The 23,155-nt window shown below is 62.0% G+C and carries 24 protein-coding genes, 1 tRNA gene and 1 CRISPR repeat array; of the genes, 10 read left to right on the top strand and 15 right to left on the bottom strand.

Annotation, left to right across the window (positions count from 1 at the left end; translation table 11 throughout):
• Positions 1-200 precede the first annotated feature (200 nt).
• From DFR34_RS01675 to DFR34_RS01685, 3 genes are all read left to right on the top strand, one after another.
• On the top strand, positions 201-737 hold the full coding sequence (locus DFR34_RS01675) for an OmpA family protein (protein ID WP_110389394.1): 537 nt from the start codon (positions 201-203) through the stop codon (positions 735-737).
• A 389-nt stretch (positions 738-1,126) separates the two neighbouring features.
• Positions 1,127-1,666, top strand: coding sequence for a hypothetical protein (locus tag DFR34_RS17050; RefSeq protein WP_158281713.1), 540 nt, complete (start codon positions 1,127-1,129; stop codon positions 1,664-1,666).
• 77 nt (positions 1,667-1,743) lie between these two features.
• On the top strand, positions 1,744-2,031 hold the full coding sequence (locus DFR34_RS01685; protein ID WP_211309254.1) for a DUF6156 family protein: 288 nt from the start codon (positions 1,744-1,746) through the stop codon (positions 2,029-2,031).
• Between the two features lie 143 nt (positions 2,032-2,174).
• On the opposite strand, the gene nagZ is transcribed toward DFR34_RS01685, so the two are convergent.
• The 4 genes from nagZ to DFR34_RS01705 are packed head-to-tail and all read right to left on the bottom strand — an operon-like array spanning position 2,175 to position 4,974.
• The gene (gene nagZ, locus DFR34_RS01690) at positions 2,175-3,257 is read right to left on the bottom strand and encodes a beta-N-acetylhexosaminidase (RefSeq protein ID WP_110389397.1); all 1,083 of its coding nucleotides are present in this window, start codon (positions 3,255-3,257) and stop codon (positions 2,175-2,177) included.
• Positions 3,258-3,281: 24 nt separating this feature from the next.
• Positions 3,282-3,569, bottom strand: coding sequence for a DUF4936 family protein (locus tag DFR34_RS01695; protein WP_110389398.1), 288 nt, complete (start codon positions 3,567-3,569; stop codon positions 3,282-3,284).
• Positions 3,566-4,438 (bottom strand): 4-hydroxybenzoate octaprenyltransferase, encoded by an 873-nt coding sequence (gene ubiA, locus DFR34_RS01700; RefSeq protein WP_110389399.1) that lies wholly within the window; start codon positions 4,436-4,438, stop codon positions 3,566-3,568. Before ubiA ends, DFR34_RS01695 begins: the two co-directional genes overlap by 4 nt.
• Complete coding sequence (locus DFR34_RS01705; protein ID WP_110389400.1) at positions 4,435-4,974, bottom strand: chorismate--pyruvate lyase family protein; 540 nt, start codon at positions 4,972-4,974, stop codon at positions 4,435-4,437. Before DFR34_RS01705 ends, ubiA begins: the two co-directional genes overlap by 4 nt.
• Positions 4,975-5,096: 122 nt before the next feature.
• On the opposite strand from DFR34_RS01705, the gene DFR34_RS01710 reads away from it, so the two are divergent.
• From DFR34_RS01710 to DFR34_RS01720, 3 genes are all read left to right on the top strand, one after another.
• Positions 5,097-6,482 carry an MATE family efflux transporter gene (locus DFR34_RS01710; protein WP_110389401.1) on the top strand — a complete coding sequence of 462 codons (1,386 nt, stop codon included), beginning with the start codon at positions 5,097-5,099 and terminating at the stop codon, positions 6,480-6,482.
• A gap of 198 nt (positions 6,483-6,680) precedes the next feature.
• Positions 6,681-7,703, top strand: coding sequence for a UDP-N-acetylmuramate dehydrogenase (gene murB, locus DFR34_RS01715; protein WP_110389402.1), 1,023 nt, complete (start codon positions 6,681-6,683; stop codon positions 7,701-7,703).
• Between the two features lie 244 nt (positions 7,704-7,947).
• Complete coding sequence (locus DFR34_RS01720) at positions 7,948-8,520, top strand: hypothetical protein (RefSeq protein ID WP_110389403.1); 573 nt, start codon at positions 7,948-7,950, stop codon at positions 8,518-8,520.
• Between the two features lie 214 nt (positions 8,521-8,734).
• On the opposite strand, the gene DFR34_RS01725 is transcribed toward DFR34_RS01720, so the two are convergent.
• Entirely contained in the window at positions 8,735-9,061 is a 327-nt protein-coding gene (locus tag DFR34_RS01725) for a hypothetical protein (RefSeq protein WP_110389404.1), read from the bottom strand.
• A gap of 873 nt (positions 9,062-9,934) precedes the next feature.
• On the opposite strand from DFR34_RS01725, the gene DFR34_RS01730 reads away from it, so the two are divergent.
• On the top strand, positions 9,935-11,137 hold the full coding sequence (locus DFR34_RS01730; protein ID WP_110389405.1) for an aspartate aminotransferase family protein: 1,203 nt from the start codon (positions 9,935-9,937) through the stop codon (positions 11,135-11,137).
• A 75-nt stretch (positions 11,138-11,212) separates the two neighbouring features.
• Here DFR34_RS01730 and DFR34_RS01735 read toward each other — a convergent pair whose 3' ends face one another.
• The 7 genes from DFR34_RS01735 to DFR34_RS01765 form a co-directional block, all read right to left on the bottom strand.
• Positions 11,213-11,818 (bottom strand): TetR/AcrR family transcriptional regulator, encoded by a 606-nt coding sequence (locus DFR34_RS01735; protein WP_110389406.1) that lies wholly within the window; start codon positions 11,816-11,818, stop codon positions 11,213-11,215.
• Positions 11,815-12,843, bottom strand: a complete 1,029-nt coding sequence (gene waaF, locus DFR34_RS01740; protein WP_110389407.1) for a lipopolysaccharide heptosyltransferase II — start codon at positions 12,841-12,843, stop codon at positions 11,815-11,817. Before waaF ends, DFR34_RS01735 begins: the two co-directional genes overlap by 4 nt.
• Positions 12,844-13,026: 183 nt before the next feature.
• Positions 13,027-13,230, bottom strand: coding sequence for a zinc-finger domain-containing protein (locus DFR34_RS01745; protein WP_110389408.1), 204 nt, complete (start codon positions 13,228-13,230; stop codon positions 13,027-13,029).
• Positions 13,231-13,291: 61 nt separating this feature from the next.
• Positions 13,292-14,215 carry a branched-chain amino acid transaminase gene (locus DFR34_RS01750; RefSeq protein ID WP_110389409.1) on the bottom strand — a complete coding sequence of 308 codons (924 nt, stop codon included), beginning with the start codon at positions 14,213-14,215 and terminating at the stop codon, positions 13,292-13,294.
• Between the two features lie 326 nt (positions 14,216-14,541).
• Positions 14,542-15,181: a CRISPR direct-repeat array (repeat unit 29 nt; unit sequence CGGGTCTTCCACACGCCCGTGGATGCAAC).
• A gap of 159 nt (positions 15,182-15,340) precedes the next feature.
• The gene (locus DFR34_RS01755) at positions 15,341-16,564 is read right to left on the bottom strand and encodes an RNA-guided endonuclease InsQ/TnpB family protein (RefSeq protein WP_110389410.1); all 1,224 of its coding nucleotides are present in this window, start codon (positions 16,562-16,564) and stop codon (positions 15,341-15,343) included.
• Positions 16,565-16,634: 70 nt separating this feature from the next.
• Positions 16,635-16,847: a hypothetical protein gene (locus tag DFR34_RS01760; RefSeq protein ID WP_110389411.1), complete on the bottom strand. Its 213-nt coding sequence runs from the start codon at positions 16,845-16,847 to the stop codon at positions 16,635-16,637.
• Positions 16,844-17,854: a C40 family peptidase gene (locus tag DFR34_RS01765; RefSeq protein ID WP_110389412.1), complete on the bottom strand. Its 1,011-nt coding sequence runs from the start codon at positions 17,852-17,854 to the stop codon at positions 16,844-16,846. Before DFR34_RS01765 ends, DFR34_RS01760 begins: the two co-directional genes overlap by 4 nt.
• A gap of 93 nt (positions 17,855-17,947) precedes the next feature.
• Here DFR34_RS01765 and DFR34_RS01770 point away from each other — a divergent pair, with 93 nt between their 5' ends.
• The 3 genes from DFR34_RS01770 (at position 17,948) to DFR34_RS01780 (ending at position 20,641) form a co-directional block, all read left to right on the top strand.
• Positions 17,948-19,630: an ABC1 kinase family protein gene (locus tag DFR34_RS01770; protein ID WP_110389413.1), complete on the top strand. Its 1,683-nt coding sequence runs from the start codon at positions 17,948-17,950 to the stop codon at positions 19,628-19,630.
• A gap of 51 nt (positions 19,631-19,681) precedes the next feature.
• Entirely contained in the window at positions 19,682-20,461 is a 780-nt protein-coding gene (gene yaaA, locus DFR34_RS01775) for a peroxide stress protein YaaA (protein WP_110389414.1), read from the top strand.
• A 104-nt stretch (positions 20,462-20,565) separates the two neighbouring features.
• A tRNA-Thr gene (locus DFR34_RS01780) sits at positions 20,566-20,641 on the top strand.
• A gap of 136 nt (positions 20,642-20,777) precedes the next feature.
• On the opposite strand, the gene DFR34_RS01785 is transcribed toward DFR34_RS01780, so the two are convergent.
• From DFR34_RS01785 to DFR34_RS01795, 3 genes are all read right to left on the bottom strand, one after another.
• Positions 20,778-21,251 carry an acyl-CoA thioesterase gene (locus tag DFR34_RS01785; RefSeq protein WP_110389415.1) on the bottom strand — a complete coding sequence of 158 codons (474 nt, stop codon included), beginning with the start codon at positions 21,249-21,251 and terminating at the stop codon, positions 20,778-20,780.
• A 138-nt stretch (positions 21,252-21,389) separates the two neighbouring features.
• Positions 21,390-22,268 (bottom strand): DMT family transporter, encoded by an 879-nt coding sequence (locus DFR34_RS01790; RefSeq protein WP_110389416.1) that lies wholly within the window; start codon positions 22,266-22,268, stop codon positions 21,390-21,392.
• Positions 22,269-22,305: 37 nt separating this feature from the next.
• Positions 22,306-23,094, bottom strand: coding sequence for a TrmH family RNA methyltransferase (locus DFR34_RS01795; protein ID WP_110389417.1), 789 nt, complete (start codon positions 23,092-23,094; stop codon positions 22,306-22,308).
• Between the last annotated feature and the right edge of the window lie 61 nt (positions 23,095-23,155).

The following is a 23,155-nucleotide window of genomic DNA, read 5'->3' on the forward strand; positions in this document are numbered from 1 at the left end:
GGGCGCCGGGCGGATGAGCTTGCGCCGGCATGCGTATAGGCCCAAGCGGCTGCTCGGTCAAATATTGACATGGGCATGGTAAATATTGGTAAATTCTGTATTTTTCATGCGCGTCCGCCTGGCGCCACTCAACAGCACCTCGTATGGAGAATTTGGTGAGCGGTGGATGGCTTGTACGCTAATTTCAGGAGGTTCTCTCAATGTTGTTGCGTGCTCATCGTTTACTACTGATTGCGCTGGCTCTGTTGCTGGGCGCCTGTGCTAGCCCAGCCAGCAAAAATGTCCAGATTACCCAGACCACCCGTGGCGTGGAAATCCGCTCCAGCGATAAGATTCTGTTCGACAGTGGCAAGGCTGATGTCAAGCCCGAAGGCAAGGCGTTTCTTGATCGGATCGCGTCTATTTTAAAAACCCGCACCCGCAAGCCAATATCAATCGAAGGTCACACTGATAATGTTGGTTCAGTTGAGCTGAACCGTGATCTGTCCGAACTACGTGCATTGGCGGTGATGAAGGGCTTGATGGATCGTGGCGTACCCAAGGCACGTATGGCTTATGTCGGTTACGGCATGAGCCGGCCAATTGCGGATAACAGCACGGCTGAAGGCCGCCTGCTCAACCGTCGCACCGAAATAATTATTCTGGAAGAGCGTAAGGAAAACATCGGTAGCCCGCTGGATGATCTGGCTGGCTTCTTCAATGGGATGGTGGAACTCGGCAAACGCCTGTTCAACTGATCGTTACTTTATCCCGGCTGCGTGGCGCAGCCGGTCAAGGAATTCGCATGATCGAATGCCCATCGTGTCACACGACTTGTCCATCCAAAATTCGTGTTTGTCCGAAATGTGGACATACGCTGACGTCTAAGGCATCAGTGCCTCCTCCCAAACCAGAACCCAGACCAGAACCCAGACCAGAACCCAAACCAGAACCCAAACCAGAACCCAAACCAGAACCCAAACCAGAACCCAAACCAGAACCCGTTATACCTCCTCCGGTCTTGACGCCAGAGTCGGTTTCCAGTCCGGTATCTGCGGCCGCTTCGTCAATGCCCCCGCCCTTGCTAGTGTCAAAAACGGCTGATAGCAAACCCGCACCTCAGCCTGCACGTCGTAAGCATGGGCTCTTGCTTGGTGTTTTGGCTGGATTGGTATTGGTTTTACTGGCCATGATAGTGGGCGGGGTCTGGTGGTTTCGTCAGCTTTCTCAACCGGTCAGTGCAACGGAAGCTGAAGTTGTTAAATCGATACCTGCACCTATTGAGTTGGCTCCCGGACTCAATCCGACAGACAAAACCTTGCCCATTAAGCCAAAAAGTGACAACACAAGCTCATCCGCCGCACAGGAGAGAGCTGAGGATGCCCTGCCACCACGTTCCACGGGCTCTACCCTGTCCGGTAGAGCTGATCCGTTGGTGGAGCCTCCGCCAGTAAATTTGGAAAGCAGGCCCGTTAAGGCTGATACAGCACTGATTGAACCAGTGAAGCCTACAAGCAAGTCAACGCCTGTAGAAGTGTCGCCTGGCGTGCCTTCGTCCGCATTGAAAGAGCCGGTGGTGAGTAAACCCACGCCTTCCAAACCAGCGGGAAACCAAAGTGGTTCCACCTTGCACGAAGACATCGTGCGCCGCAAAGAAGCCTTGAAGCGGCAGATGGGCGTGGAGTAAATCAGGTGCGGTCAATGGGCCGCAACAAAGTAGGACCCCTCACGGCACCGGCCTGATCAGCGGTGCCGTGTCATTTTGTGTCTTACTCTGGCGTCAAACTGCCGCTCAAGCTGCATACCCCACTCGACGAAGATGGCCTGCGCCATCGCATCACTTTTTTTCGGGCGAATTACACCCCGGATGATGTGTTGAGCAAGGTAGAAAAAGTGGTATACGGCGAGATTGAGTTTACCCATGACTACCGCTATCACGCCGCAGGTGGGCTAAGCGAAGCGATCGTCACCCTACACGCAGAAGATGAGCGCACGGTATTGCAGTTTGCTGAAGATGGCGAGTTAGCATCGTCCGACACAGAAGCGTGCTGAGCTTGGGTGGCTTTTACAAAAAAACAAACTCTTGCCATGGCAAACCACCCGCCGCGCCCTGGTCATCAGTCCCGCGCAGGCGGGAATGATGCGGCGGCAAGCCGCCGTACACAACAAGGCCATGAGGGTGTTGTGAGCCGCTCTTAGTTCACCTCGCCCACCGCCGGGCCTGTCTGCGGGGCCACATCCTGTGCTTGCAAAGCCGCCACCAGCGCGCGCAGTGCGGCAAATTCGGCGCTGGCTGTATGTGCCTGCCAATCGGCGGCGCTGCCGTGCCCGGCCATGCCAGCCAGCCGGCTGGCCAATGCTGCCGGGGCGGTCACATCCAGTTCGGCCAGCAATTGCTCGGCCAAATCCGGGCGGTTGCACACCAGCGCCATATCGCAGCCGGCGGCAAATGCAGCGCGGGCGCGGGCGCTGATGTCGCCGGCTGCGGACGCACCTTCCATGCACAAATCATCGCTGAAAATCGCCCCGGCAAAGCCCAGCTCGCCGCGCAGGATGTCTTGCAGCCAGCGCGGCGAGAATCCGGCCGCTTGCTCGTCCACTGCCGGATACACCACATGCGCCGGCATCACCGCCGCCAGCCCGGCTTGCGCCAGACGGGCAAACGGACGCAGGTCGTCGGCGCGCAGCGCTTCCAGGCTGCGTTCATCGCGCGGAATCACATGGTGGGAATCGCCTTCCACCCAGCCATGGCCAGGAAAGTGCTTGCCGCAGGCGGCCATGCCGCCGCGCAGCAAGCCGGTTTGCAGCGCCAGCGCCAGCTCGGTCACCACTTCGGGGTCACGGTGAAACGCCCGGTTGCCAATTACCGCGCAGCGTGACCAATCCAGATCCAGCACCGGGGTAAAGCTTAAGTCCACGCCGCAGGCGCGCAGCTCGGCAGCCAGCACCTCGCCCACCGCCTCGGCGCGCGCGCGCGCCAGCTCGGGCGATTGCCCCCACAGCATACCCAGCGCGCGCATTGACGGCAGGCGGGTAAAACCATCAATAAAGCGCTGCACACGGCCGCCTTCGTGGTCCACGGCGATGATCAGCGCCGGCGAGCGCAACGCGTGGATGTCGGCGGTCAACGCGCGCAGCTGCGCCACCGACTGAAAATTGCGGCGAAACAGAATCACCGCGCCGACCAGCGGGTGCAACAGGCGTTGGCGTTCGGCGTCGGTCAGGCTCAGGCCGGCAACGTCCACCATGATCGGGCCACGCGGGCAGTGAACAGACATGCAAAACTCCTTGAAACAAGCAATTCAGCCCGGCACAGCCGGGCTGTTGTCAGTGTCGATGAACCATTCTTCGTGGCGGCTGGCGCGCCAGTCGCCGTCGGGGTCGAGCGCGGCCAGCGCGGCGTGGTAGGCGGGCGCGAAGTCGGCGCTGACGTCCGGGTAGATTTCCATCCAGGTGTCGGCGTCGTCGCGGCGGCATTGTCGGCGCGGCTGGTGGGCGGCCAGCGCCGCCGCCAGCGCGCGCCATTGCCTCAGGCGCTGGGCGCGCTTGTCGTCGTTCACCCGGTAATAGACGTAGAGCGAAGTGTTCATCCGCGCAGCCAGTAATCCAGCACGATGCCGGCAAACACCACAAAACCGATGCGGTTATTGGCCAAAAAAGCGGCAAAACAGCGCTGGCGGTCGCGCTCGCGGATCATGCGGTATTGGTCCATCACCAGCACGCCGGCGGCGGCCAGCCCGGCAAAATACCCCGCGCCCAGCCCGGCTTGGCCGCCCACCGCGCCCATCAGCGCCAGAAAGGCGCAGTGGCAAGCCATGATGGCGGCGACATCGTGGCGGCCAAAGGTGATGGCCGAGGTGCGGATGCCGATTTTCAGGTCGTCGGGACGGTCCACCATGGCGTAGGCGGTGTCGTAGGCCACCGTCCAGCACAGATTGGCCAGCAGCATCAGCCAGGCGATGGCCGGCACCTGGTCCTGCGCGGCGGCAAAGGCCATCGGGATGCCAAAACCAAAAGCAATGCCCAGATAAGCCTGTGGGATGGCGAAAAAGCGTTTGGTGAAGGGGTAACTGCCGGCCAGAAACAGCGCCGGCAGGCTGAGTTGCCAGGTCAGCAGATTCAGCGGCAGCACCAGCATGAACGCCGCCAGCGCCAGCGCGGCGGCCAGCAGCAGCGCTTCGCGCTCGCTGACCACGCCACGGGCAAACGGCCGGTGCTGGGTGCGCTCGACCTGGCCGTCAAAATGGCGGTCGGCGTAATCGTTGATCACGCAGCCGGCCGAACGCATCAGCAGCGTGCCCAGGGTAAAAATGCTTACCAGCAGCATGCTGGGGTGGCCGTCGCCGGCCAGCCACAGCGCCCACAGCGTGGGCCACAGCAGCAAGAGCGAGCCAATCGGTTTATCCAGGCGGGTGAGCTGCATATAGACGTGCAGGCGGTCTTTCAGCAACAGGGTCATGATGGGGTCACTTCGGCAAGCAAGGGGTGGAACACTTCATGCACCAGCAGGGCATCGTCGGGCTGGCCAAACAGCGAGCGGCGGGCGTGCAGCCAGTCGCCGGCACCGGGCAGCGCGGCGCGCGCGCGCGCCAGCAAGGCCGATTGCGCCGCCAGGCCGGCGCAAAAATTCAGCGGATGGCGGGCAATGCCCGGCTCGCCAAACAGCGTCAGCCCCAGCGAGCGGCTGCCGCGCGCCAGCACGCCGGCCCAGGCCGGGCTGTCGGCGCGGCACAGGCTGCGCGCATACACAAACGGCACACCATCCAGCGTCAGGCGCACTTCGCGCGCCAGCGCCGGCGCGCCGGCGGCCAGGCCCAGCGCGGCGGCCTCGTCCGGCCAGGCCGGCTCAACGCCCTGCGCCAGCACTTCCACGGCAAACAGCCGGCCGCTGGCGATCAGGCGTTCGGTCAGCGAGCCGGTTTCACACAGCCAGTCGGCCAGGGCCGCCGGCACATTCTCAGCAGGCGCGGCGCGCCAATCGGGAAAAGCATACATGGCGCAGGATTATAAACCAGCGTGAGGTGCTGTTGCTGGCCTTGCGCGGCAGATGCCGTCGGGCGCCTTTGCCGGCGTCGGGCGCGCCGGTATACTAGGCTGCTTTTTTCCTGCTGCACCCCATGTCTGCTCATACTCCCTCTCCCGCCGCCGCCGAAACGCGCGCCCTGCTGCACCTGGCCGTGCCCATCATGGTGGCCCAGCTGGCCCACACTGCGACTGGCTTTGTCGATACCGTGATGGCCGGCCGCCTGGGCGCCGAGGCGCTGGCGGCGGTGTCGATTGGCGCGTCGGTGATGATTTCGGTGTTCATCACCCTCAGCGGCGTGGCGGCGGCGCTCAACCCGCTGGTGGCGCACCATATCGGCGCCCAACAGCCCGAGCAGGTCGGCCCCACCGTGCGACAAGGCCTGTGGACGGCGCTGGCCTGCGGCCTGCTGGGCGCGCTGGTGCTGCTGGCCGCCGGGCGCTGGGGGGTGTGGATGATCGGCCTGGAGGCGCCAGTGGCGGCCTCGGCCGAAGGCTATTTGCAGGGTGTGGCCATGGGCATGCCGGCGGCGCTGCTGTATCGCGCGCTGCATGCTTATTCGTCCGCCGTCAGCCAGACGCGGCCGATCATGGTCATCAGCCTGCTGGCGCTGGCGCTGAACACCGTGCTCAACTACCTGCTGATCTACGGCAAGTTTGGTTTTCCGGCGCTAGGCGGCGCCGGCTGCGGCTGGGCCACTGGCGTGGCGTTCTGGTTTAGCCTGATTTGCCTGGCCGGCTGGACGCGCTGGCGCGCCAGCTATCGCCGCTATGCGCTGTGGTCGGCCTGGAGCTGGCCGCAGTGGCCGCCACAACGCGCGCTGCTGAAACTGGGCGTGCCGATTGCGCTGTCGTATTTTGTCGAAGTCACCGCCTTTACTTCGGTGGCGCTGCTGATCGCCAATCTGGGCGCGCAAGTGGTGGCCAGCCACCAGGTGGTGATCAACTTCACCAGCCTGCTGTACATGATTCCGCAAAGCCTGGGCGTGGCGCTGTCGGTGCGCGTGGGCCATGCGGTTGGCGCCGGCGACTTTGCCCGCGCCCGCTTCAATAGCCGCATCGGCCTGCGCCTGGGCGCGGCGATTGCGCTGTGCTCGTCGCTCTTGGTGTTTGCCCTGCGCGCGCCGATTGCCGCGCTGTACAGCGCCGACGCCAATGTCATCGCCATGGCCGCCAGCCTGCTGGGCTTTGCTGCGGTGTTCCAACTGGCCGACGCGCTGCAAACCATTGCCTCGGGCGCGCTGCGCGGTTATAAACTCACCACGGCGCCCATGCTGATCCACACCCTGTCGTTCTGGGGCATCGGCCTGGGCCTGGGCGTCTGGCTGGGCTTGCTCGGCCACGGCCAACTGGCCGGCTGGACCCTGCCGCTGGGCGCGGCCGGCTTCTGGGCCGCGCTCACCCTCAGCCTGTTGGTGGCCGCCGTGCTGCTGCTGGCCTTGCTGCGGCATGAAAGCCGGCGCCGGCTGGGTCAAGGCTGAGCCAGGCTGGATGCCCATCTGCGCGGGAATGACGGTTTTTTCAGCTGTTTTTAAAGCCGCTGTTCATGGCGACTCTGGCCGCTTTTCCCTTTTCTTTGGCGAAACAAAGAAAAGGGGTCGGGTGCGGGGGGAACCCCCGCCCAAAATCAACCCTCAGCCTTACTGCGCGCAGCGCAGTCAACACTGCCTAGCCAAATCATGCCACCCCTCTTCCACCCCGACGTCCCCCTCACCGCCCTCAACACCTTCGGCCTGGTCGCCCGCGCCCGTCGGCTGGCCACCCTCAGCGACGAAGCACAATTGCCCGCCCTGCTGGCCGACGACGACTTCCGCCATGGCCCGCGCCTGCTGCTGGGCGGCGGCAGCAATCTGCTGCTCACCCACACCGAGGTCAACGCCAGCGTGCTGCGCATCGCCACCCAGGGCATCCGCCTGCTGGCCGACGATGGCGAACAGGTGCAGGTGGAGGCTGCTGCGGGCGAATCCTGGCATGGTTTTGTTCGCCACACCCTGCAACACGGCTGGTTTGGCCTGGAAAACCTGTCGCTGATTCCCGGCACGGTGGGCGCCAGCCCGATTCAGAACATCGGCGCCTATGGCGTGGAAGTCAAAGACCGCCTGCACAGCCTGCGCGCGCTGTCGCTGGACGACGGCCAGATGCATGAATTTGCCGCGGGCGACTGCGCCTTTGCCTACCGCGACAGCCTGTTCAAGCAACAGGCCGGGCGCTGGCTGGTGCTGGCGGTGCGCTTTACCCTCAGCCGCCGCGCCGCCGTGCAGATTGATTACGGCGAGCTGCGCCAGGATTTGGCCGAACACGGCGTCAGCGCGCCCACCCCGCTGGAGGTTTCCGACGCGGTGATGCGCGTGCGCCAGCGCAAGCTGCCCGACCCGGCCGAGCTGGGCAATGCCGGCAGTTTTTTCAAAAACCCGGTGGTGGACGCCGCCCACGCCGCCGCCTTGCTGGCGCAGTGGCCGGATTTGCCGCACTACCCGCAGGCGGATGGTCGGGTGAAGCTGGCGGCGGGCTGGCTGATCGACCGCGCCGGCTGGAAAGGCCGCCGGCTGGGCCCGGCCGGCGTGCACGCCCGCCAGGCGCTGGTGCTGGTCAACCACGGCGGCGCCACCGGCGCCGATATTGTGGCGCTGGCCGAGGCGATTGCCGCCGATGTGCGCCAGCGCTATGGGGTGGCGCTGGAGGCCGAGCCGGTGCGGGTGTGAGGGTGGCGGGCTTCACGGGGTGAGCGGCAACGCGTTCAGAAAGACGCGCCAACCCGCCTGGCGGCCATCCGGCGACAGTGCAATAAGAGTCGCTAACAAAACCCAGCGCAGCGTTCCTGGCTAGGCGTGTGACCGCAGACAGTACAAGTAGTACGACAAGGTCACACAACAACGCCAGGAGGGTTTTGTTAGCGGCTCTAACTGTCGCCAGCCCAAGCTCAGCACCACGCCAAGGAGTTTTCTCATGCCTGATTGGATCATCACCCCAGCCAGCAACGCCATGGACAAGATTGTCAGCTACCGCACGGTCTTGCAGGCCATGCGCCAGTTTGTCCGCCAGAATGCCGTGGTCAGCGATACCGTCAACATCTACCACGATGCCGCGCGCACCCAGCGCACTTCGCTGCGCTATTCCAACAATAATTACCAGGTGGATCAGATCAACGGGCAGAACATTCTGTACAACTACCCTGACCCGCTGCCGGACTTTAATATCAATACCTTGCCGTCTGGCTTTCCGCTGCAAGGCACGGCGGTGAACGCCACGCAAAAAAGCCAGTTGCTGTTCCTGCTGCCCGAGGCCGCGCGCAGCGAGGAAATCCAGTCGCGCATGGAAGCTGCTTTCAGCAATGCCGCCACCATTGCCCTGCAACCGCTGGCCGTGCTGGTGAAAAAATACTCGGCCACCTGCGCGGTGGCGGGGGTCAATGTCGCCCATCCGGCCCGTCCGCTGGTGCGCGCCGATTATTTGGCCTATGCCAACACCCTGCCGCCCAACAACCCGGATCGCGTGGCGATTCTGCAACTGCTGGGTTAAGAATCGCTCACAACACCAAGCAATCAAGTTCAAGCAGAAGGTAAAAAAAATCGCGCCCCCAGATACCTGGGGGCGCGAGGGCTTGCTACTTACTCTGACGGTTGAATGGCTAACAGCATTCAAGGCCGCGACCTTGGCTGAACGCGCGACCGCAGACAGTGCAGCGGAACGGCCAAGCCAGACAACCAGGCCAGAAGCGTTCAGTCAGCCACGGTTACTCTATCAGGTTGATGGCAAAACCAATGATGGTGGTGCCCACCGCTTCGTAGGTGGCGATCTGGTCATTGGCGGCATAGCCCACAAACGGCGTGCCTTGGCCAGAAGAACCCAGCACGGCGTGGCCATACACGGTAACTGCCAGGGCATCAGCCGGCACGCCGATGGTTTCCAGCGGCGGGGTGGTGACCGATTGCGCCACCGGATAGTTGCCGCTGTTCCAGGTGGAGGTGACCCAGCGGCCATCGCTACCCAGCCATTGCACCGAGTAGTTGAACACATAGCCGCCTTTGTTGATGACGGTGATTTTTTGCACTGCGCGCATAAGACTCTCCTGATTTGAGAACGTGAGTGGGTGAAACAACAGACACAAGCAACATCTCATGTTGCTTTTAAAATTTTTCTACTGGCATTTTCTGTCGCCAGATGCCTTAAGGAAGACATCTCAACAATCGCCATCCCCACAAAAACGTGACCCCAAGGTTTTGATTTTTGCGATTGGCAGGCATGATTCCCCTCAAGAAATCAGTGCTTCACTCACCAGGTGCATGGTGTCGAGTTTTGTGAGCAGCTGCAGATCATTTTTGCTTGTTTGCCAAATGTGGCTACACTAACCTGCCAGAGAGCAAACAAATACAATCAATTGATTTTAAATAAAAAATATCTATCAATTTTTCAACAATTTTCCAATCCTGTTATTCAAAACTATTTTTAGCCCATACCCCCAATAAAAAAACAAAGTGCAATATAAAACACAAGATGGTTAATATATTTTTTCCCTGCCTTCAGCCAAGTTAGCTAGTAGAATTACGCAAGCTCGCGGCTGCCACCCATAAGCGAAATATGCTTTTAGGGCATATCCATGGCTTTCTTTATCTACCCACGCAGAAAATTAAATCACATATGCATTTTTATGACAAATAGGCCGTGTATTTTTTTGTAGAATACGTCACCAAAGTGTGGCTTTTTTGCCATGTCATGAAGATATCCCCTGCAACATGTTCACCGTCACTCGGCATGCGTGGCCGGATGAGGACAGCCAGGAGAGGCTCGACCAGCAGGGCCAAACCGCCGCACGGCATGGCCATCCCGTGCCATCGCCCTTGCTGTTCCCCCCTTCTGCGTTGCACAATTCTTCGTCTTGGGCGCGTGATGGCTGGCGCGCCGTCTTTACTTTCCTCTCGAATAAGGACCCGTCATGCATCCCGTCACCCGCGCTGATTTCGACCAGTACATGGTTCCCAACTACGCCCCGGCCCAATGGCTGCCGGTGCGCGGCCAAGGCAGCCGCCTGTGGGATCAGCACGGCCGCGACTACCTGGACCTCGCCGCCGGCATCGCCGTCACCTCGCTGGGCCATTGCCACCCGGCCATGGTCAAAGCGCTGACCGAGCAGGCCCAGCAGCTCTGGCATGTGTCCAACACGCTGACCAATGAGCCGGCGTTGCGCCTGGCGCGCAAATTGGTGGACGCCACCTTTGCCGAGCGGGTGTTCTTTTGCAATTCCGGCGCCGAGGCCAACGAGGCGGCGTTCAAGCTGGCGCGCAAGGTGGCCAGCGACCGCGACCCGGCGCGCGATGAAATCATCGCCGCCAGCAATAGTTTTCATGGCCGCACCTTGTTTACCGTCAGCGTTGGCGGCCAGCCGAAATACAGCGAAGGCTTTGGCCCACGCCCGCAGGCAATCAGCCATGTGCCGTATAACGACATTGCCGCCTTGCGCGCGGCGGTGAGCGCGCGCACTTGTGCGATTGTGGTCGAACCGGTACAGGGCGAAGGTGGCGTGTTGCCGGCCAGCCGCGAGTATTTGCAAGCGGCGCGCGAACTGGCCGATGCACATGGCGCGCTGTTGATTTTTGATGAGGTGCAAACCGGCGTCGGCCGCACGGGCGCGCTGTACGCCTACCAGCAATACGGCGTCACCCCGGATATTCTGACCAGCGCCAAGGGCCTGGGCGGCGGCTTCCCGATTGGCGCCATGCTGACCACCAGCGAGATTGCCCAGCATTTCAGCGTCGGCACCCATGGCACCACCTACGGCGGCAACCCGCTGGCCTGCGCGGTGGCGGAAGCGGTGATCGACACGGTGAACACCGCTGAGGTGCAAGCCAATGTGACCGCACGCGCCGCGCAGCTGCGCGCCGGGCTGGAGGCGCTGAATGCCGAGCTGGGGCTGTTTGCCGAGGTGCGCGGGATGGGGTTGTTGCTGGGTGCCGTACTGAATGACCACTACGCCGGCCGCGCGGGCGAAGTGGTGGCCAAGGCGGCGGAGGCCGGGGTGATTGTGTTGCAGGCTGGCCCGAATGTGGTGCGCTTTGCGCCGTCGCTGGTGATTGGCGAGGGCGAAGTCAGCGAGGCGCTGGGCCGCCTGGGCAGTGCGCTGCAAGCGTTTGCCGGCTGATCGCACAGCATAAACGGCGCGGGGCGCTGGGCTGATTGCCCAAGCGCCCCGCGCCGTTTTGTCTGGTATATAGCGTCAGTCCGCCTGCGGACGCGGGCCAATCACCAGTTTCAGCATGCGCTCGGCCAGCGCATCCACCGAGTCGCCGCCATCGCGGCGGAACCACTGCACCGACCAATGCAGGCTGCCCAGCACCATGCGGCGCAGCAACCGGGTGTCCTGGCCGACCACGCCAGCGGCAGCGGCTTCGTCCAGCGCGCTTTGCCACAGCGCTTCGTAGCGGTCGCGCAGCACGATCAGGCCGGGTTTTTGTTCGGCCGACACACTGCGCCACTCGTAGAGCATGACTTCCAGCGCGGCCTGGTTTTCGCCCAGCAGGGAATTCAGGTGCACATGAATCAGCGCCGAGACTTTGTCGTAAGGGGTTTTCGCCACTTCCAGCGCGGCGGCCAGTTGCTCCGTGGTGCTGGTGATGCCCAGCGCCATCACCGCCACCAGGATTTCTTCCTTGTTGCGAAAGTGATAGAACAGGCTGCCTGATTGCAGGCCCACGGCGTTGCCCAGGTCGCGCACCGTGGTGCGTTCGTAGCCTTGGTCGCGGAACAGGCGCGCAGCGGTGCGCACCAGCTCGGCGCGGCGGCTGTTGTCTTCGGCTTGAGGGGGGGCGGCTTTTCGCGTCATGGCAAACTATCAGGAAGAAGTCGCCCGACGGCAGGCCACACCTGGTCGGGGGTGAGCTGCGTCAGGCAGTGCGTGTGCCCCAGTGGACACTCGCGTTTAAAACACGGGCTGCAATCCAGTTTCAGGCTGAGAATCTCGGCCTGGTCAGACAGCGGCGGGGTAAAGCCGGGGCTGGACGAACCATACAACGCCACCAGCGGCACGCGCAAGGCGGCGGCAATATGCATCAGGCCAGAGTCATTGCACACCGCCAGCCGCGCCAGCGACATCAGATCAATCGCCTGATCCAGGCCGGTGCGGCCGCACAGGTTCACCAGCCCGGTGGGCGCGCCAGCCAGGCGGACAATCTCGTCGGCAATCGCTTGGTCCTTGCCCGAGCCAAACACCCAGGTCTGCCAGCCGCGCGCCAGCGCATCCTGCGCCAGCCGGGCAAAATGCGCCGCCGGCCAGCGCTTGGCCGGGCCGTATTCGGCGCCGGGGCACAGTGCCATCACTGGCTGTCCGGCAGACAAACCACAGGCTTGCAAAGCCGCTTCGCGCGCCTGCGCCGACACATTCAGCCGGGGATGGGCAATCGGCCGCTTAGGCGGCGCGCCAGCGTCTTCGGCCAGCGCGCAAAAGCGCTCGACCATGGTTGGCAGCGCGGTTTTGTCCAGCCGGCGGGCGTCATTGAGCACGCCGCGACGAAACTCGCCAACAAAGCCGGTGCGCTGCGGGATGCCGGCAAACCACGGAATCAGCGCCGATTTCAGCGAATTGGGCAGCACAATCGCCTGGTCATAGCCGCTGGCCGCCAGTGCGCGGCCTTCGCGCCAGCGCTGGGCTAGCCGCAGCGCGCCATGGCCAAACGGATTGACCACGCCCTGGCGCACGCAGTCCATGCGCGCGGCCAGCGGCAGCGTCCAGGCCGGAGCGTACAGGTCGATGGCGGCCCCAGGCCAGCGTTCGGCCAGCCGGCGGTACAGCGGCTCGGCCATCACGGCGTCGCCCACCCAGGATGGGGCGATGACGAGGATGTTTCGCATGCGTGTGTCTTGTCGTCGCCTGCCTGCGCAAACGACGCCCGAATAAAAACTGCGGATAAAACTTGGCGAGGAATCGGCGCTGTGCGGTAAAAAAGCGCCCCTGCAAGTAAAAAAGGTGCGGCTGCGCCACACCTTCCTTGCTGCCCGCGCGCCAGCGGCGCTCAGGCGCGTTGGCTCACCGGATCAGTGGTGGCCCTTGACTTCGCCCACCAGCTTGTAGCGGGTGCCGCAGTACGGACAGAGGGCTTCGCCGCCGTTTTGCACGATGGGCAGGAACACGCGCGGATGCTGGTTCCAGGACACCATATCGGGCATCGGGCAGTGCAGGGGCAGGTTGTCGGCGTTGACTTCGATGTAGCGGGCGCGGTTTTCTTTGAGTTCGCTCATGGTCGTGCTCGGAAGGTCGGAGTGGGGGAAGCGCCGACCGGTAGACCGGTCGGCGTGCGGCTTAAACCGCCAGGGTCAGCCAGTCGGCGTGGTTCTGGTCTTCGCCCTTCACGCAGGCAAAGTAGCGACGCTGGATTTCGGTGGTGATCGGGCCGCGCTTGCCTTCGCCAATCTGGCGGCGGTCCAGCTCGCGGATCGGGGTGACTTCAGCGGCGGTGCCGGTAAAGAAAGCCTCGTCGGCGCTGTACACCTCGTCGCGGGTGATGCGCTTTTCAATCACTTCCAGGCCCATTTCCTTGGCGATGGTCACCACGGTGTCGCGGGTGATGCCTTCCAGCGCGCTGGTCAGGTCCGGGGTGTAAATCTTGCCCTTGCGGATGATGAACACGTTTTCGCCCGAGCCTTCGGCCACATAGCCTTCCACATCCAGCAGCAGCGCCTCGTCGTAGCCGTCGGCGGTGGCTTCGTTATTGGCCAGGATGGAGTTCATGTAGTTGCCGTTGGCCTTGGCCTTGCACATGGTGATGTTCACGTGATGGCGGGTGAACGAGCTGGTTTTCACGCGGATGCCTTTTTCCAGGCCATCTTCGCCCAGGTAGGCGCCCCACGGCCAGGCGGCGACGATCACTTGCACATCGTCTTTTTTCGGCGCCACGCCCAGCTTGCCCGAGCCATAAAACGCCATCGGGCGGAAGTAGCAGGATTTCAGGCCGTTGGCCTTCACCACGTCCAGGTGGGCGGCGTTGATTTCTTCTTTGCTGAACGGCAGGCTCATGCCCAGGATATGGGCCGAGCGGAACAGGCGGTCGGTGTGATCCTGCAAACGGAAAATCGCCGGGCCTTGCGCCGTTTCGTAGGCGCGCACACCCTCGAACACGCCCATGCCGTAGTGCAGGGTGTGGGTCAACACATGGGTGTTCGCCTCGCGCCAGGGCACGAGTTTGCCGTCAAACCAGATGAAACCGTCGCGGTCAGCCATCGACATGAGATACTCCGTTCACTCGCTAGTGTGTGCAAAATAATCGGGGATTATAGCGCCATCCGGGCGGATGGCGCAGGGGGGTGTGAAAAAACGTCGAGGCTCGGCCCATGAGGGTAGCCGGAAGTAGCAGGAAATTGCCTGCGGCCGCAGGCAATCCCAAGGGCCGCTAAGGTAATTTAATTAGCGGCCCTCTATATAGGTAAAGCTATTCACCCCCGCGTACGCGGGGAATCCCCCACCGCTGCCGCATCCGAAGCGGTTACCTTCCGTTCACCCCCGCGTACGCGGGGAATCCTCTAATTTGATGCCGCTTTAAAGCACTTCATGTGCGGGTCTTCCACACGCCCGTGGATGCAACGCAGCGCATCGGCGCGCACCAGCGGGAAAACCACGGGTCTTCCACACGCCCGTGGATGCAACGTTGGAGAGGAAGGAAGAGGCAACGCCCAAATCGGGTCTTCCACACGCCCGTGGATGCAACTCCGCCTGGCCGCGTTGGCGGTCGGGTATGAGCGGGTCTTCCACACGCCCGTGGATGCAACTGGCACAAACACAACGCAGATCGCCACCACGGCGGGTCTTCCACACGCCCGTGGATGCAACGCGCCAGTGGATTGAGCCAGTAGTAAATCTAGCGGGTCTTCCACACGCCCGTGGATGCAACGTTGAGGCGCAGGGCCTCAAAATCCACGCCGTCGGGTCTTCCACACGCCCGTGGATGCAACTACGCGCCGTGGGTCAGAGTCTGCGTGGTCTGCGGGTCTTCCACACGCCCGTGGATGCAACGCGGTGGGCAATCTGTCAGCCGGGTGTTATTCCGGGTCTTCCACACGCCCGTGGATGCAACTGATTTGCCGGATGAAGTGGCAAAGATCTTCTCGGGTCTTCCACACGCCCGTGGATGCAACTGGGGTATCCGTCTGGACAGCTTTTCATTGCACGGGTCTTCCACACGCCCGTGGATGCAACCCTGAGCGCAAGTAGTTGATATGCAAGGTATAAATTCCAGGGCACCAAACTACAGAGAGAGCATGCACGGATTTATGGATTCAGGTTTCACAGAAGCAAAACAACAGCCCCTCCACCTGCATAAGTTCGGCGGGATGCTCCGCCTACCAGCGCATTAAGCTATGCGCCGAAAGCATGCGCCAAAATATTTTTGGCGGCATTCACATCTGCGTGTTCAATGTACCCACACTTGACACACAGAAATCGGGTTTTCTTACGATTTTCTGCACTGATATGCCCACAACGTGCGCATTTCTGACTGGTGTACGCGGGATTGACGGCCTGTGTCTGGCGTCCGCCCCATTTGGCCTTATATTCTATTTTGCTTCTCAGACTTGTCGGTGCAACATTCAACATCAAGGCATGTAACCGAGCTTTAGCGCTTGACCGATTAGGCAGATATCGTTGTGTTGCAGGGTCTTGTTGAGGCGCTGGCGAGCGGGTCATGGCTTTGATGTTCAAATCTTCAAACGCAATGGCTTGGAAGCGCATGACCAGTGAGCGAGTTATTTTATGTTGCCATGTTGTGCGGGAGTCTGCCATACGCGCATGCAATCTGGCAATTGCTTTCCTTGTTCGCTCGCGAGAGTGGGATTTTTTGTCTTGTCGCGCCAATTTCCGTTGCAGATGAAGCAGTCTGCGTTGTCGCTGTGGGCTTAGAAACGCTGGTGCATCCACCAGTTCTCCTGTAGACAGCGCCAGAGCATGTGTGACGCCGATGTCGATGCCAACGGCGGCTGTTGCCGCAGGAAGTTGTTCTATAGCTTTTTGGCAAGTGAAAGAGGCGAAGTAACGCCCAGCGGCATCTCGACGTATGGTTACACTTTTTGCTTGCTGAGGTGTGCCTCGCCGATCCCAGCGAATTTTAAGCGGCGTCTTTTGTTTGGATAAAACCAGTTCGCCGGTTTGTTCCGACCAGCGACAATGCACAATGTTATAAGTGGCAGACGCTTCATGCGCAGCTTTTTTGAAGCGTGGAAAGCCTGGCTCCTGTTTAGCCTTGCATCGACGAAAAAAGTGCTTGAACGCACTATCGGCATGCTTGGCCGCCCATTGTAAGCATTGAACGCTGGCCAAGCGTGACCATGACCAGTCAGTGGTTTTTTTCCATTGTGTGATGGCTTTTTTGAAGCCTTTTTCACCGGGATAAGGCTCTCCTTGCGCATAAGCATGGCGAGCCATTTCCACCGACAGATTGTACACAAGCCGGCAAGCTTCAAACTCAATAGTCAGCTGAGCTTGCTGCTCGACAGTAGGATAGCAACGAACATTGTGCCGCGCCGTTTCTGTATGTGCGGAGCTGAGTAAATCATCAGACTGCGTTGGATTTTCTGACGGAGTCATGTCGCCTCATATTGGTCAGATCACCTCAGCAGTTCTTGATGGAAGGCTCCGAGGCGACATAACAAATAGGTCAGTTATACGGGTTTTCCAGCGCCTGCATCATGCCCACCATGAAGGCGCGCACCTGGTGTTCGTCGCAGCCCATCAGGATGGCGTCTTCCAGGGCGTCCTGCGCCATCTGGCGCAGTTCTTCCAGGTTTTCGTGCATCACCTTGATTTTTTCCACGCAGGCCACTGGCTGGCCCTCCGGGTTGCACCACACCGGGAAATTCAACGCGCTCATCGTTTTTTCTTGTTGGTCGGTTTGACCGCGGCGGCCTTGCCTTTGCCTTTGTCCTTGCTGCTGGCGGCGGCGCGGTATTTGCTGTTGCCCTTGGCGGATGACTTGGCTTCGGCCTTGTCGCGCCCCTTCTTGCCCTTGATGTTCTTGCCGGACTCGCCCTTGCTCAGGGTGTATTTACCCTTGCCGGCGGCCTTGGCGGATTTTTCTGCCTTGGCGATGGCTTGTTTTTCTGTTTTGCACTTGGCGGTTTTGGCATTGCGCGCTTGCTTGCAGGCGGCCGATAGCGTGGGGATTTTCACTTCGGCGTCTTTGCTGCGCAGGGTGGCGTGCACGCGCGGGCTGGCGGCGGCGGCGGCGGCGGCCACGGCACCAACGCCTGCCACGCTGGCGGCGGCGCCGGCATCGGCCAGGGTGCTGGTTTCTTCGCGCTCGCGCTTGCGGCCCAGGCTTTCGGCGCGTTTGACGTCGTCGGTGACTTCATGCGCCACCACCCCGCCCGCGCCCTTGACCATGCGCCGGGCGCCATTGAAACGGCTGCTCCAGTAACTGGCGTTCAGGCTGGTGATTTCGATGTTCTTGCCGGTGCGCGGGGCGTGGATAAAGCGGCCATTGCCCAGATACAGCCCGTTGTGCGAGTAATTAAAGCCACGGGTGTTGAAGAACAGCACGTCGCCGGGCTTGAGCTCGTCGCGGCTGACCGGGCGGCCCACTTGGGCTTGTTCGGCGGCCGAGCGCGGCAGGTTGACGCCGGAGGACTGGAAGACATAGCGGATAAAGCCACTGCAATCAAAGCCGTTTACCGGGGTATTGCCGCCAAAGCGGTAGGCAATGCCCATCAGGCTGACGGCTTGCAGGATCATATCGCCTACCGCGCCTTCGCCAGCCGCCGAGGCGTGCGGGACATCGGCGGATTTGCCGGCGGATTCGCCGTCATTGCCTGGCGCCGCGTAGGCGTGTGGCAGCAACAGGGCGCAGAGCAGGGCTAGCGTGCGGACGGTCAATTTCATAGACTGCACTCTAATCGAAGCATGTCCGCGCTGTAAAGCCGCGCGGGCTGTTGCCCTGCTGTGCCATCGCCCCTGTCGGGCGGGAATGTTTTCATGCTCAAAGAAACCCTGGTCGCCATGCGCGACTTGCCGCGCCTGCGCGAAATCAGCGCCATTCTGATTCGTCACGGCCTGGGCGAATTCGCCCAGCGGCTGAAACTGCCCAAGGCCATGGAGCGCGCCACCGAATGGCTGCGCGTGCCGCTGCCCGACCCGGAAGAATTCATCGAAACCCCGGTGCGGGTGCGCCGCGCCTTTGAAGAACTGGGACCGACCTTTATCAAGTTTGGCCAGATTCTGTCCACGCGGGTGGATGTGTTTCCGCCCGACTGGATTGCCGAATTCGAAAAACTGCAAACCGACGTCCCGCCGCTGCCGCTGGAGGTATTGCAACCCTGGCTGTTCAAGCTGTGCCAGGGCGACCCGCACGAGGTGTTTGCCGAATTCGACTACACGCCCATCGGCAGCGCCTCGATTGCCCAGGTGCACCGCGCCCGCCTGCACGACGGCACGCCGGTGGCGGTGAAGGTGCGCCGGCCGGGCATTGCCGAAACCATCGAGGCGGATTTGCGCATCCTCTCGCACCTGGCGTATCTGGTGGAGCTGGAGTTCCCCGACACCCGCCGCTATCAGCCGGGCGAGATGATCAACCAGTTTGCCAAATCGCTGCGCCGCGAGCTGGATCTGGCGGCGGAAGCGCGCAATATGGAGCGCTTTGCCCAGCATTTTGCCAACGACCCGGTGATTGTGGTGCCCAAGGTGTACTGGCAGCACACCCACGCGCGGATGAATGTGCAGGATTTTATCGAGGGGATTCCGGCCAGCAAGCTGGAGCAGGCCGACGCCGCCGGGCTGGATCGGGTGACGCTGGCGGCGCGCGGCGCCGATGCGGTGCTGAAAATGATTCTGCTGGACGGGTTTTTTCATGCCGACCCGCATCCGGGCAATGTGTTTTTTCTGCCGGAAAACCGCATTGTGTTTATCGACTTTGGCATGGTCGGCCGCTTGTCGCCGGCCCGGCGCGATGAGCTGGTGGATTTGCTGGCGGCCTTGTCGCGGCGCAATGAGCGCGGCATTCTGGAAGTGCTGCTGGAGTGGACTGGCAGCGAGGCGGTGGATGAATCGCAGCTGCATGCGGATATTGGCGAGTTTTTGTTTCAGTACGATCAGGTGCAGCTGAAAGACCTGAATCTGTCGATGCTGATCAATGACGTAATGGCGCTGATGCGCGACCACTCGATCATGCTGCCCTCGGATTTGTCCATGCTGTTCAAGGCGCTGATCACCCTGGAAGGCTTTGCCCGCCAGATCAACCCGCATTTTCAGATGGTGGAGCATCTGACGCCGTTTGTCCGCAAGATCATCCTCGACCGCTACACGCCATCCACCCTGCTGGAAAAAGGCGGGCGCACGGTGATGGAGCTGCTGGGCATGGTGGGCGGTCTGCCGCGCGATTTGTCGCGGCTGAGCAAGGAAATCCGCCGCGGCAAGTTTCGCATCGACATCGACGTCAAGCGGCTGGACCATTTTGGCCAGCAACTGGATAAAAGCGCCAACCGGCTGACCCTGGGCATTGTCACCGGCTGCCTGATTATCGGCTCGTCCATCGTCATGACGGTGAAGGCCGGGCCGATGCTGTTTGGCCTGCCCTTGCTGGGGTTTCTCGGCTTTGTCGTGGCCTTCTTCAATAGCCTGTGGCTGATGGCGTCGATCTGGCGTTCGGGCAAGGACTTGTGACGGCAGTGCTACAATGCCGCCATCCCTGACCCCTCCCCCGAGGCCCAAGCCATGTTGATGGTGATTTCCCCCGCCAAAACCCTGGATTACGACACCCCGCCCAACACCGCGCGCCACACCCTGCCCGATTATCTGGCGCGCTCGGCCGAGCTGATTGCCCAACTGCGCGAGCTGACCCCGGCCGCCATCGCCCAGCTGATGCACATCAGCGACCCGCTGGCGGCGCTGAACGCCGGCCGCTTTGCCGAGTGGACGCCAGCCTTCACCCCGGCGGTGGCCAAGCAGGCGGTGCTGGCGTTTATGGGCGATGTGTACGAGGGCATGGACGCGCAAGCCATGAGTGAAGCGCAGCTGGACTGGCTGCAAGACCACCTGCGCATCCTGTCCGGCCTGTACGGCCTGCTGCGCCCGCTGGACCTGATGCGCCCCTATCGGCTGGAAATGGGCACGAAGTTCGCCAACGCCGCCGGCAAGGATTTATACGCCTTCTGGGGCGACACGCTGACCGAAGCGCTGAACGCCTTGCTGGCCGAGCACAACAGCCGCGTGCTGGTCAACCTGGCCAGCGATGAATACTTCAAGGCGGTCAAACCGAAAAAACTGGCTGTTCCGGTGGTCACCCCGGTGTTTCAGGACCTGAAAAACGGCCAGTATAAAATCATCAGTTTTTATGCCAAACGCGCACGTGGGCTGATGGTGCGCTACGCCGCGCTGAACGGCATCGACCACCCGGACGGCCTGCGCGATTTTGATCTGGAAGGCTATCAGTTTGTGCCGGCCGGCTCGGATGAACACACGCTGCTGTTCCGCCGCGACCAGGCGCCGGGTTGAGTATTGCGCAGTCTGACGATGGATGCGAAAGGGCTGATGGCAGTCAGCACAAAGTCATGGCGGCTTGCGCTCAGGCGGCGTCTGGGGCATAATTCGCCCTCTTCGCCGGCGTAGCTCAGTTGGTAGAGCAGCTGACTTGTAATCAGAAGGTCGAGGGTTCGACTCCTTTCGCCGGCACCAGTTTTTTGCAGTACATTCAACGGGTTAGCATGTTACCGCATGCGACCCGTTTTATTTTTTGGCACATCTTGTGCCAAATTTGTGCCAGATCACCATGCCTAATGATCTGGCGTGATGCCTGCCGCCGTCAGCCCGTTCAATGCAAATTCTCTTCCGCCAGCGCCCGGCGCAATGCCTTGCGGCGCTCGGCCTTGGTAAAGCGCGCGCGTTCTTCTTCGTTGGCCGGCTCAAAGCGCGGCACTTCCACCGGTTTGCCCTGTTCGTCCACCGCCACCATGCTGAAATAACAGCTATTGGTGTGCCGGCTGACGCGCGAGTGGATGTTTTCCGCCACCACCTTGATGCCGATTTCCATCGAGGTGCGGCCGACGTGATTCACCGCCGCCAGAAAGGTCACCAGTTCGCCGACGTGGATGGGTTGTTTAAACGTCACCTGATCCACCGACAGGGTCACCACATACTGGCCGGCGTAGCGGCTGGCGCAGGCGTAGGCCACTTGGTCGAGCAGTTTCAGGATGGCGCCGCCGTGCACATTGCCAGAAAAATTGGCCATGTCCGGCGTCATCAGCACGGTCATCGATAAAAAGCGGGTCTGGTCTTGCGCGGACATCGGGTGAATCTCCTCATGGGGTGGTTTTCATATTTAGAGCCGCTCACAAAACCCTCCTGGCGTCGTTGCGCGGCCTTGCCGTACTGCTTGTACTGTCTGCGGCCGCACGCCTAGCCAGGACCGCTGCGCTGGGTTTTGTTAGCGACTCTTACGCAGGGCAAGCAAAGTCAGCGCCAGGGCAATCAGCGCCATGCCAATACATTCGGCCGAGGACGGCTGCTCGCCCAGTTGGAGCCAGGCAGCCAGCACGGCGATGGCCGGGATGATCAGCACATTCAGCCCGGCGGCTCCGGCTGACAGGCGGCCCAGCAGCATCAACCACATCAGCCAGCCAATGCCGCCGGCAAACACCCCGGCAAAGCCCAGCGTCAGCCATAAGCCCGGTTCGGCCCAGGCGGTGGGCGCACCCGGCCACAGCCAGGCCAGCGCCAGCAGCGGTGGCAGACCGTACAGCATTTGCCAGAAGGTCAGCGCCAGCACGTCCACCTGATGGCTGGCGCGCAATTGCTTGGCGATGATGGCGCTGGCCGCCCAGCTGACACCGCCAGCCAGCGCCAGCACCTCGGGCAGGCCGGCGGTGTGGCTGGCGCGCCAGGGCTCCAGAATGGCCAGCAGGCCCAGCAGCGCCAGGCCGATGGCCAGCCACTGGCCGCCGCGCACGCGCTCGCCCAGCCATAGCCAGGCCAGCGGCAAGGTCCAGAACGGCATAGTGTAGGCCAGCACCGACACCTTGCCTGCGCCGCCAGCCACCAGCGCCAGATGGGTGAGGCCGGTAAAACCAGTGGTTTGCGTTAACCCCAGCCACAGCGTGGCGCGCCAAGGCGGCGGGGCCAACGCGCGGCGGCTACCCAGCAGAATCAGGCCCAAGGTGAGGGTGGCCAGCACGGTGCGGCCCACGGCAAACTCCAGCGCGCCCATCCAGTGCAGACCGGTTTTGGACACCACCCAGTTGTAACCCCAGATCAGCCAGAGCGCCAACAACAGCGCCGGCGCGCGCCAGGAAGCAGGAAAAGACATGAGAACCGAAATACAGGAGGGTAAAGAAAGAACCGACTCAGTCAGGCAGCCGCTGGCGCACTTGCTCAAACAAACACACCGCCACCGCCGCCGCTACGTTAAGGGATTCCGCCACACCCGGCATCGGGATGCGCACCGGGTGGCTGGCGCGGGCCAGCACTGGCGCCGACACGCCGGCGCCTTCGTTGCCAAACACAAAGGCGCACGGTTGGCGCAAATCCAGCGCATACAGCGATTGCGTGGCGTCCAGGCTGGTGACAATGGCCGGGCCGTTGAATTCGGCCAGCACGCGGGTGAGCTCGGCATCGGTGTGCAGCGCCACGGCAAAGTGCGCGCCCATGCCGGCACGCAGCACCTTGGCCGACCACGGATCGGCGCACTGCGGCGACAGCCACACCTGGCGCACGCCAGCGGCGGCAGCGGTGCGCAGAATGGCCCCCAGGTTGCCGGGGTCTTGCACCGCGTCCAGCAGCAACAGGCTGTCGTCGGCATCGGGCGCGGCGGCGGCCGGGGTGGGGATGACGGCAACCAGCTCGGGCGGGGTATTCAGGCTGCTGAGCTTGGCCATCACCGCCTCGCTGACTTCGTGGCCGCGACAGCTGGCTGGCAGGCGCGCCAGCAGCGCCGACACTTCCGGGTGGGCCAGCGCGCGGCTTTGCACCAGTACTTCGTCCACCGCCAGGCCGTGATTCAGCGCGGCGTCCAGCAGATGGATGCCTTCCAGCAATAACTGGCCGCGCGCGCGTCGCTCAGCCGGTTTGGCGACCAGCCGCGCCAGGGCCTTGATGTGTTCGTTTTGGGTAGACAGAATCGGGTTCAGATACATTGGGCAGTCCCAGAAAACAGTTCGCCCGGCCAGCAGGCGCCAGCCGGGCGGAAATCGCCAT

It is taken from the genome of Rivihabitans pingtungensis (assembly GCF_003201855.1).
GTDB classification, from domain to species: domain Bacteria; phylum Pseudomonadota; class Gammaproteobacteria; order Burkholderiales; family Aquaspirillaceae; genus Rivihabitans; species Rivihabitans pingtungensis.

Coding starts and splice junctions, on each gene's coding strand:
- DFR34_RS01675 (WP_110389394.1), top strand. CDS start 201: ATGTTGTTGCGTGCTCATCGTTTACTACTGATTGCGCTGGCTCTGTTG.
- nagZ (WP_110389397.1), bottom strand. CDS start 3,257: ATGTCTGTTCACTGCCCGCGTGGCCCGATCATGGTGGACGTTGCCGGC.
- DFR34_RS01695 (WP_110389398.1), bottom strand. CDS start 3,569: ATGAACACTTCGCTCTACGTCTATTACCGGGTGAACGACGACAAGCGC.
- ubiA (WP_110389399.1), bottom strand. CDS start 4,438: ATGACCCTGTTGCTGAAAGACCGCCTGCACGTCTATATGCAGCTCACC.
- DFR34_RS01705 (WP_110389400.1), bottom strand. CDS start 4,974: ATGTATGCTTTTCCCGATTGGCGCGCCGCGCCTGCTGAGAATGTGCCG.
- DFR34_RS01710 (WP_110389401.1), top strand. CDS start 5,097: ATGTCTGCTCATACTCCCTCTCCCGCCGCCGCCGAAACGCGCGCCCTG.
- murB (WP_110389402.1), top strand. CDS start 6,681: ATGCCACCCCTCTTCCACCCCGACGTCCCCCTCACCGCCCTCAACACC.
- DFR34_RS01720 (WP_110389403.1), top strand. CDS start 7,948: ATGCCTGATTGGATCATCACCCCAGCCAGCAACGCCATGGACAAGATT.
- DFR34_RS01725 (WP_110389404.1), bottom strand. CDS start 9,061: ATGCGCGCAGTGCAAAAAATCACCGTCATCAACAAAGGCGGCTATGTG.
- DFR34_RS01730 (WP_110389405.1), top strand. CDS start 9,935: ATGCATCCCGTCACCCGCGCTGATTTCGACCAGTACATGGTTCCCAAC.
- DFR34_RS01735 (WP_110389406.1), bottom strand. CDS start 11,818: ATGACGCGAAAAGCCGCCCCCCCTCAAGCCGAAGACAACAGCCGCCGC.
- waaF (WP_110389407.1), bottom strand. CDS start 12,843: ATGCGAAACATCCTCGTCATCGCCCCATCCTGGGTGGGCGACGCCGTG.
- DFR34_RS01745 (WP_110389408.1), bottom strand. CDS start 13,230: ATGAGCGAACTCAAAGAAAACCGCGCCCGCTACATCGAAGTCAACGCC.
- DFR34_RS01750 (WP_110389409.1), bottom strand. CDS start 14,215: ATGTCGATGGCTGACCGCGACGGTTTCATCTGGTTTGACGGCAAACTC.
- DFR34_RS01755 (WP_110389410.1), bottom strand. CDS start 16,564: ATGACTCCGTCAGAAAATCCAACGCAGTCTGATGATTTACTCAGCTCC.
- DFR34_RS01760 (WP_110389411.1), bottom strand. CDS start 16,847: ATGAGCGCGTTGAATTTCCCGGTGTGGTGCAACCCGGAGGGCCAGCCA.
- DFR34_RS01765 (WP_110389412.1), bottom strand. CDS start 17,854: ATGAAATTGACCGTCCGCACGCTAGCCCTGCTCTGCGCCCTGTTGCTG.
- DFR34_RS01770 (WP_110389413.1), top strand. CDS start 17,948: ATGCTCAAAGAAACCCTGGTCGCCATGCGCGACTTGCCGCGCCTGCGC.
- yaaA (WP_110389414.1), top strand. CDS start 19,682: ATGTTGATGGTGATTTCCCCCGCCAAAACCCTGGATTACGACACCCCG.
- DFR34_RS01785 (WP_110389415.1), bottom strand. CDS start 21,251: ATGTCCGCGCAAGACCAGACCCGCTTTTTATCGATGACCGTGCTGATG.
- DFR34_RS01790 (WP_110389416.1), bottom strand. CDS start 22,268: ATGTCTTTTCCTGCTTCCTGGCGCGCGCCGGCGCTGTTGTTGGCGCTC.
- DFR34_RS01795 (WP_110389417.1), bottom strand. CDS start 23,094: ATGTATCTGAACCCGATTCTGTCTACCCAAAACGAACACATCAAGGCC.